Genomic DNA, 5,663 nt, shown 5'->3' on the forward strand with positions numbered 1-5,663 from the left:
CGGAAGTTAAGCTCTCTAGCGCCGATGGTAGTTGGGACCTTGTCCCTGTGAGAGTAGGACGTCGCCAAGCAACTTTAAGACGAGTCAGAATGACTCGTCTTTTTTGTGTTTATAAAAATAAGAATGGCTGGTAAATCTCAGTTTATTAAAATTTCACTTTATTGTTCACATCAACAAGTTCAAAACGCTCACAGACGAGTAACATATCTTCAGAGAAATTAAGACCAATCTCATTTAATTCCTTTGTAAAAAAACGAACATGGGTGTCTCTCCAGTAATTATAAGTACGATCTCCTTCGCCTTCAGCGATAGCGAATTCTTCGCTTACTTCATTCATTGGTGTTACAGTTACTTCTATTGTCTTAATAATAGCTACAGGTTCATCATTACTATTGAGTATAATACTATAATCATTAGTAGTCGGTAGCGATTCATTTTCTAATTCATAAAAAATGTGACCGGAGCATGTAGCTGTTTTAATACCGTCAATTACTAGTTGTGCAAGATAATTAGGGGCATCCCCAAATTGCCAAGCTGTAACAGATTCTGGTTTTTTGTTGTTTCCCCAATAAGTATCCCAATATGTCTGTGCTAATTGATTCATTTTTATCGTCACCTCACTCTAATTAATATGTAATCTCTTTATAATTCCTAGGAAATTTATTTATTTGTTATGCCTTTGTACTTATTTTTAATTTGTATCAGTGTTTTGCAAATTAAAAAGATACTATGTGGAGTGAATATAGTTTGTAAATATGTTCTGTACATATATGGAATCTTTAATTTTCCAATTGCATTTTATGATAAAGGACATAGTTACTTAAAGAACGTTCAGATTATGAATGGTAGTTTATTATCACTACGCCATATTGAAGTGAGTAATACTAGAGTTGAAATAGATAAAAAAACCGATATTCTAAATTGAATATCAGTTTAATAATATGTGACTTATATGAATCTATAGCAATACGAAAAGCGTAAATAAGATAGCCAACAAAATACGGTAGTATGCAAAAGGTTTTAAACCTATCTTCTCTAAAAGCTTTAGAAAAGTTACTACTGCTAGCATCGCTACTATAAAAGAGGTAATGAATCCTACCGCAAACATAGGGATGTCATCGACACTTAAATACTTCCAACTTTTTAGTAAGTCTAAGCCTGTTGCCCCAATCATTACAGGAAGAGCTATTAGAAAAGAGAATTCAGATGCAGTCTTATAATTTACTTTTGCTAATAGACCTCCAGAGATAGTAGAGCCAGCTCTAGAGAAGCCAGGGTATACCGCTAAGCACTGAAATAATCCGATTGTTAAAGCTTGGCGGTATGTTAAATCGTCCAGTGAATAGGCTGCTGCCTCTTTCTTTTTTACTTCTGCAAAGATCATAAGAATTGCCCCTGCTACAAGTCCAATCACAACAGTGTATGGCTGGAATAAGTATGTTTTAATAATATCATGTAGTAGCAAACCAGCAACCACTGCCGGAAATACGCCAAGAAATACATGGAACGCGTTGAATTTTTTTTCTTTCTGTATAAGAGGTTTAATATTACATAAAGAAACGAGACGTTTATGATATAAAATTGCAATAGCTAAAATTGCGCCTAGCTGAATAACAATTTCAAACGTTTTTGCTCTTTCTCCCTCAAAGCCTAATAAATGCCCGACTAATATAAGGTGGCCAGTAGAAGATATAGGTAAAAATTCAGCTAATCCTTCTACAATACCGAGTATGAAGGCAATAATGATATCGCTCATAGTTTCACTCCTATACATTAATGAATGTCTACTTTTTTAAAATAGAATAGTGTTGCAATAAATCCGGAAATTGTCGTTACTGCAATGATGATATAAGAATACTCTGGTGGATATGTCGGTTGTAATTCGTTATTTGCGATATCTAGAGTAGCGGTCCACGGGAATAAATCTTTATGCTTGGAGTTTACGAGCATAAGATTCATCATTGTAATAATGACTGTTAATATAATAGGCGGTACATAGCTCTTCATTACAAGAGTTAATAGCACAATAGGTGAAGACAATAGAAAGAGAAGTCCACCACATATTAAAAATTTTAGGAAAGAACCTAAAAGTAAAGTAATGTTAAAACCAGGGAAGTTCCCCAATAGCCCTAATATTAAAGTAAGCGACCAAGCGACTAAAGTTAGCATCATAATCCAAAGAAAGAGGATGATGAACTTACTTATAATAAAACTAATGCGCGACACGGGGATAGTTAGTAAATTTTTTAGTGTATCTTCTGCATATTCGCGGGTAAACATATAAGCAACAACTACTCCGTATAAAGGGAATCCTATAACTAAAGTAGTATATAAGTTAACGTCAGTGAATAACTGGTGGAACCAAATAGTCGGAGTTGGCTGTTTTGTTTTTATATGTATATAAGAGGCTACTACGACTAAGAAAGGTGCGACACCAGCTCCAATAATGCTAATTAAAAACATATTAGAGCGTTTTAGTTTTAATAGTTCTGTATAGAGTAGATTAACCAATTGTCCCACCTCCAACTAGTTTGGTGAAATAATCTTCTAATCTGTCTTCGCTAATCATCATTTTTAATACTTCGATATCGTTAAGAACGAATGTTCTGTTAATGTATCCTTGTTGCCCAAAATGAGAGTAAATGCGAATATTCCCTTCATCATGTACCTCATAATCGAAAATTTGAAATTGATTTTCTAATAGCATCGCAGCTTTATTGTCATTATTCACCTGAAATTCTATGTACTTACGGTTTACTTTGCGCAGCTTATCAAGAGAAACTTCTTCTAGTAACCTTCCTTCATGAATAATTCCGATACGATCGACCAACTGTTCTACCTCGGCTAATATGTGACTAGAAATGAGTATAGTTATATTTCTTTCTTGAGCTAAAGAATGAATAAGTTTTCGCATTTCTTTAATACCAATAGGGTCTAGTCCGTTAGTTGGTTCATCTAATATGAGTAGCTCAGGATAATGGAGAAGAGCGCGTGCAATTCCTAAGCGTTGCTTCATTCCTAAAGAATACTTTCCTACTAACTTTTTTGTCTCATGCTGCAAGCCTACTATTTCTAATGCTTCTTCGATAGCATTCTTTTTGTGAACCCCAATTATCTTTGCATTAATTAATAGGTTTTCTTTTGCAGTTAAGTTTTCATAAAATCCTGGAACTTCAACTATAGAACCAATTCTGCTTAAAATATCTTTTTGATTTTGGAATAAGTTCTCTCCGAATATTTCAATCGTTCCACTTGTAGGCTTTATAAGACTAAGCAGCATACGAATGGTTGTTGTTTTACCAGCACCGTTGCGGCCTATGAAGCCATAAATTTCCCCTTGTTGAACATTAATATTTAAATTATCTACTGATTTTTGATTGCCATATACTTTAGTAAGGTTAGTCGTTTTTATAATTGTATTTATAGGAGACACCTGCTTTCTATAAGTTCTTACTTACATCATAAAAAGGAAGGCTTAACTGCATATTAATCATTTCTTAACTATTTCTTAAAAGTATTGTGTTTTGGAATAGAAAAGCCAAAAGTAGTTCGTTTCCATGGAGTACTTTCAACCCATATATGTCCACCATTTTTCTCAACGAGCGCTTTGGAAATAGAAAGCCCAAGACCGCTACCACCATAAGAGGAGTTTCTTGATTGTTCGCTTCGGTACATTCGCTCAAATATGTTTTGTAAATCATGTTTTGGAATACCAGGGCCTTGATCCCAAATATGAAGTTCGTATTCTGCATCAGCTTCTAGCAGTTCGACTCCTATTGTTTTCCCATCCTTTCCGTAATAAATGGCATTTTTCATTAAGTTACCTATAATCCGCATAAGGCTTAGGTGATCTGCAATGATAGGACAAGTAGACTCTGGTATAAGAACTTGCAGTTTAATATTATGTTTTGAGAGTTCGGGTAAAAACTCGATCAAAGCTTCTCTAGTAATTTCAGAAAAGTCGAGTTTTTCTTCTTTTAGTGGAAATTCATTAGCGTCTAGCTTTGCCATATTGAATATTTCATCAACTAGGTGCTTTAAGTTATTTGATTTCATATAAAGTATTTTAAGATATTCTTGCTTTTCTATTTCAGAAGCAGCAACCCCATCTTTTAAAGCATCGATATATCCAATAATAGAGGTGAGTGGTGTTCGGATATCGTGTGAGATACTAGATAAAAGTTGTTTTCTAGATTCCTCAGACCTTTTTGCTTTAATCCGAACCTTTTCTAATTCAGCTATTAGTTCGTTTATTGAAAAAACGATATTATGTAACGATTGATCATTACTTGTGAATAATCTCGTTTGTAAATTCCCCTTTAGTGCACGACTTAATTTAGTGTCTATTGATTTGCGATTTTGAATGAATTGTATTCTTGAAAAGAAGAGATACATTGTAATTAAGATAAGAGTAATAAATAAAGAAATTTTTACTTTTGGATCCATTTGTATATTTAAAAGCCCGTAAATGATAAGTTGTAATGAAATAAGGAAGAGGATTTTATCGATCTTCAAGCTTTTCACCTACAAACTTATAACCAATTCCCCATACAGTTTGAATGAATTTTGGATTGGAAGGATCGATTTCTATTTTCTTTCTAAGTTTTCGAATATGTACCATAACGGTATTATCATCTTCTATATAATTATCGTCCCATACATTGCGGAAGAGCTGTGTTTTTGTAAATACTTGTCCTGGGTTTGAAGTAAAGAATTTTAATAGTTCCAGTTCTTTTCCGGTCAAGCTGATTTCTTCTTTGTTTGTATGAACTGTGTATGTATTTAAATTGATAGTTAGTCCTTTAAAAGATAAAGTTGTTTTTTCTTGAGCAGTATTGTTACTTCCGAGAACTAAAAAACGCCGCATAAGAGCTTTTACTCGTGCAATTACTTCGTGAATGCTGAAAGGTTTCGTAATGTAATCATCAGCACCAATGCTTAAACCTAAAATTTTATCAACTTCGTGATCTTTAGCGGTGAGCATTAATATAGGTACGTTAGTTTTATCTCTAAGTTTTTTACATACCTCGATTCCATCTATTTTGGGCATCATAAGATCTAATATAACGAGGTTATAGTTATTTTGATTAAATAAATGCAAGGCTTCTTCGCCGTTGATTGCAGTGTCTACCGTGTATAATTCTCGTTCTAAATATATTTTTAATAAATTTCGGATTTCTTTATCGTCGTCTGCTATAAGGATGCGTATATCTTTCATATCTTCACCTGCTTCTAATAGAGTTTTATTGATATTACAACAACTCTCTAATTATATACTAGTATTTGTTAAAATAAGGTTGCTAGTTTTGTTGGAGGAAAACGTCTACACAAGTTAAGTCTAGAGTTCAAATTAACTCGAATATATTTGGAAAAATAAATTAAAGAGAAGCAGAAGGTGTTCTTCGATAATGAAATCCTATAGAGACGTATCTAGCTAAAAGAGCATAAAAATATTAAATTGAAGTTCTTTATAAAAAGGTGTTGACGATTATACTTTAGAGGTGTAATATAGAACAAGTCGCCGATGACAACAACGTCGAAAGCGACAAACAAAATGAAAAACTTAGTTGACATTGAAAGATGAAAATGTTAACATAAGGAAGTCGCAAATGAGCGACCAAGTAGTTCTTTGAAAACTGAACGAAACAAACAACGTGAAACGT

Annotated in this window: 6 protein-coding genes; all 6 read right to left on the bottom strand. The window is 33.4% G+C overall.

Features of this window, described 5'->3' with window-relative positions; genetic code table 11:
- Positions 1 to 145: 145 nt before the first annotated feature.
- Entirely contained in the window at positions 146 to 604 is a 459-nt protein-coding gene (locus tag ACTFO4_RS30215; RefSeq protein WP_001072420.1) for an ASCH domain-containing protein, read from the bottom strand.
- Between the two features lie 354 nt (positions 605 to 958).
- The gene (gene uppP, locus ACTFO4_RS30220) at positions 959 to 1,756 is read right to left on the bottom strand and encodes an undecaprenyl-diphosphate phosphatase UppP (RefSeq protein ID WP_001279957.1); all 798 of its coding nucleotides are present in this window, start codon (positions 1,754 to 1,756) and stop codon (positions 959 to 961) included.
- 17 nt (positions 1,757 to 1,773) lie between these two features.
- Positions 1,774 to 2,511, bottom strand: coding sequence for an ABC transporter permease (locus ACTFO4_RS30225; RefSeq protein WP_000247720.1), 738 nt, complete (start codon positions 2,509 to 2,511; stop codon positions 1,774 to 1,776).
- Positions 2,504 to 3,433, bottom strand: coding sequence for an ABC transporter ATP-binding protein (locus tag ACTFO4_RS30230; protein ID WP_000074584.1), 930 nt, complete (start codon positions 3,431 to 3,433; stop codon positions 2,504 to 2,506). The genes ACTFO4_RS30225 and ACTFO4_RS30230 overlap by 8 nt, the downstream gene beginning before the upstream one ends.
- A 68-nt stretch (positions 3,434 to 3,501) precedes the next feature.
- Positions 3,502 to 4,515 (bottom strand): sensor histidine kinase, encoded by a 1,014-nt coding sequence (locus ACTFO4_RS30235; protein ID WP_017674293.1) that lies wholly within the window; start codon positions 4,513 to 4,515, stop codon positions 3,502 to 3,504.
- Positions 4,502 to 5,218, bottom strand: coding sequence for a response regulator transcription factor (locus ACTFO4_RS30240; RefSeq protein ID WP_000652001.1), 717 nt, complete (start codon positions 5,216 to 5,218; stop codon positions 4,502 to 4,504). Before ACTFO4_RS30240 ends, ACTFO4_RS30235 begins: the two co-directional genes overlap by 14 nt.
- Positions 5,219 to 5,663: the final 445 nt, after the last annotated feature.

The organism is Bacillus cereus group sp. MYBKT14-1 (genome assembly GCF_051915185.1).
GTDB classification, from domain to species: domain Bacteria; phylum Bacillota; class Bacilli; order Bacillales; family Bacillaceae_G; genus Bacillus_A; species Bacillus_A cereus.

Coding starts and splice junctions, on each gene's coding strand:
- ACTFO4_RS30215 (WP_001072420.1), bottom strand. CDS start 604: ATGAATCAATTAGCACAGACATATTGGGATACTTATTGGGGAAACAAC.
- uppP (WP_001279957.1), bottom strand. CDS start 1,756: ATGAGCGATATCATTATTGCCTTCATACTCGGTATTGTAGAAGGATTA.
- ACTFO4_RS30240 (WP_000652001.1), bottom strand. CDS start 5,218: ATGAAAGATATACGCATCCTTATAGCAGACGACGATAAAGAAATCCGA.